Consider the following 2,709-nt stretch of genomic DNA (forward strand, 5'->3'; position numbering starts at 1 on the left):
GGGCGCCCGACAGCAATGCGATCCCGTAGTCGAACGCGGCGTCGACGTCGCCGCCGAGCTGGAAGGCGCCCGACTGCTCCATCGCGACGAACCCGTTGGCCCAGGCCGTCACGGTGCGGGCGGCGGAGAGGGCGTCGGCCTCGCCGACGAGCGCGGCGGTCACCCGCAGGACGGGTGCGCTCGCGGCCGTGAGCACCGCGCGGTCGGGGCGTGAGGCGGCGGGCAGCGGGCCGAACGCGATGCCGTAGGCGACGGGGTAGGTCCGGGCGAACGCGCGGAAGGCCTGGATCAGCGCGGGGAGCAGCTCGGCGTCCGGCCGTCCGGCGTGCGCGTCCTCGACGGCCGCGAGCCGGTCGCCGAGGTCGCGGAGCGTCGCCTCGACGACGAGCCGCACGAGTGCGTCACGCCCGTCGACGCGCTTGTAGAGCGACGGGGCGCGCACGCCGACCTGCTCGGCCACGGCCTGCATCGTCAGTCCGGCGACGCCCTTCTGCTCGACGATCGTGCGGGCGGCGTCGACGATCGCCGGCAGGCTGGTGCGGTCCGGGGTGGGCATCTCGGCTCCTTCATGGCTATTGACATTAGCCATCCTGGCTACGTAGCGTAGCCATCGCTACCACACCGGACGGGAGACCACCATGCAGCTCGCACCCGGCCTGCACCGTGTCGGCAACGACATGGTCGCCTGCTACCTCGTCGTCACCGGCGACGGCATGACCCTCGTCGACGCCGGCCTGCCCGGCCACTGGAAGGACCTCGAGGCCGAGGTCGCCGGCCTCGGGCGTTCCCTCGACGACATCCGCGGGATCGTCCTCACCCACGGCGACAGCGACCACATCGGGTTCGCCGAGCGGCTGCGCCGGCGCAACGACATCCCCGTCCTCGTCGGCCACGGCGACGCCGCCCGCGCCCGCGGCGAGGAGAAGACGTCGCCCGCCTGGGGCCGGCTGCGGCTCGGCCCGACCCTCGGCTTCCTCGTCTACGGGATGCGCAAGGGCGCCGTCCGGACGCACCCGCTGGCGACCGTCGTCGAGGTCGGCGACGGAGACGTGCTCGACCTGCCCGGCTCGCCGCGCGTGCTCGCCCTGCCCGGGCACTCGCCGGGCAGCATCGCCGTCCATGTCCCCGCGGTCGACGCCGTCTTCGTCGGCGACGGTCTGACCACCCGGCACGTCCTCACGGGGGCGACGGGCCCGGCACCCGCGCCGTTCACCGACGACGCCGCCGAGGCGCTGCGCTCGCTCGACCACCTCGCCGGGCTCGGCGCGCGCTGGGTGCTGCCCGGGCACGGGGCGCCGTGGGACGGCGGGACCGCGGAGGCGGTCCGGCGGGTGCGGGCGGCGGCCCCGACGGGCTGACGGGCCTAGGAGACCAAGCGGGCGTCGCGGTCGCGTGCCGCCCGCTCGACCTCGGTCCCGCTGACCTCGGCCCACACGGCGTCGAGCGACAGCCCCAGGACGTCGGCGATCGCCGCGATGGTGGGGAAGGCGGGGGTCGCGACGCGGCCGGTCTCGATCTTGCGGAGGGTCTCCGGCGAGACGCGGGCGTCGAGCGCGACGTCGAGGATCGAGCGCTCGCCCCGGGCGCGGCGCAGCAGGGCGCCCAGGCGCTGCCCGCGGGCGACCTCGGCGGGGGTGAGCGGCAGCCGGACCATGCGACCGATACTAATACCGGGATAGTATGGCCGGGATAGTTATTGGTCGTTCGAAGGGCGCCGCGCGTGATCGAGATCCTCAGCCCCACCGAGCTGGCCCGTGCCAAGGAGACCGGCGCGCTCGTCGCCGACATCCTGCAGGCCCTGCGCACCCGCGCCACGGTCGGCACGAACCTCCTCGACATCGACCGGTGGACCGCGACGATGATCGCCGACGCCGGCGCGCAGTCCTGCTACGTCGACTACGAGCCGTCGTTCGGCCGCGGTCCCTTCGGCCACTACATCTGCACGTCGGTCAACGACGCCGTCCTGCACGGCCTGCCGCACGACTACGCGCTCGTGGACGGCGACCTGCTGACCCTCGACCTGGCCGTCTCGCTCGGAGGAGTCGCCGCCGACTCGGCGATCAGCTTCGTCGTCGGCGACTCGCAGCCCGCGGAGAGCCTCGCGCTCATCGACGCGACCGAGCGCGCCCTGCGCGCGGGCATCGCCGCCGCCGTGCCGGGCGCCCGCGTCGGCGACCTCTCGCACGCGATCGGCACCGTCTTGACCGCCGCGGGCTACCCCGTCAACACCGAGTTCGGCGGGCACGGCATCGGCTCGACCATGCACCAGGACCCGCACGTCGCGAACACCGGACGCCCCGGCCGCGGCTACCGGCTGCGCCCCGGGCTGCTGCTCGCGCTCGAGCCCTGGCTCATGACCGACACCGCCGAGCTCGCCATGGGCGACGACGGGTGGACGCTGCGCAGCGCGACCGGCTGCCGCACCGCGCACAGCGAGCACACCATCGCGATCACCGAGGACGGCGCGGAGATCCTCACGCTGCCGAGCGGGACGCGCACCGCCTGACGGGCCGGCGCCGCGGCCGCGGTCGCGGCGGGCCTTCTCGGCCGGGCGGTGCGCAGCGGCGCTCAGGGGCGCCGGGCCGTGACCAGCCACGACCGCGACGCGAACCAGACGCCGTCGGCGGTCCGGTGCTCCGCCAGGATGTCGCGCAGGCGGGCGAGCGCGGCGGGCGGCGCGGCGGGGGCGGGGGGGGGGAGCGCGGCGCG

The 2,709-nt window shown here is 75.5% G+C and carries 4 protein-coding genes; 2 read left to right on the forward strand and 2 right to left on the reverse strand.

What is annotated here, in order from left to right:
- Positions 1-556 (reverse strand): TetR/AcrR family transcriptional regulator (locus CBZ_RS16965; RefSeq protein ID WP_130782661.1); only part of this gene is annotated, 556 nt, incomplete at its 3' end.
- A gap of 82 nt (positions 557-638) precedes the next feature.
- On the opposite strand from CBZ_RS16965, the gene CBZ_RS16970 reads away from it, so the two are divergent.
- Positions 639-1,358: an MBL fold metallo-hydrolase gene (locus CBZ_RS16970; RefSeq protein ID WP_130782662.1), complete on the forward strand. Its 720-nt coding sequence runs from the start codon at positions 639-641 to the stop codon at positions 1,356-1,358.
- A 5-nt stretch (positions 1,359-1,363) separates the two neighbouring features.
- On the opposite strand, the gene CBZ_RS16975 is transcribed toward CBZ_RS16970, so the two are convergent.
- Positions 1,364-1,654 (reverse strand): helix-turn-helix domain-containing protein, encoded by a 291-nt coding sequence (locus tag CBZ_RS16975; RefSeq protein WP_130782663.1) that lies wholly within the window; start codon positions 1,652-1,654, stop codon positions 1,364-1,366.
- Positions 1,655-1,720: 66 nt separating this feature from the next.
- Here CBZ_RS16975 and map point away from each other — a divergent pair, with 66 nt between their 5' ends.
- On the forward strand, positions 1,721-2,506 hold the full coding sequence (gene map / locus CBZ_RS16980) for a type I methionyl aminopeptidase (protein ID WP_130782664.1): 786 nt from the start codon (positions 1,721-1,723) through the stop codon (positions 2,504-2,506).
- The last annotated feature ends 203 nt before the right edge of the window (positions 2,507-2,709 follow it).

Source organism: Cellulomonas biazotea, from assembly GCF_004306155.1.
Taxonomy (GTDB): Bacteria; Actinomycetota; Actinomycetes; order Actinomycetales; family Cellulomonadaceae; genus Cellulomonas; species Cellulomonas biazotea.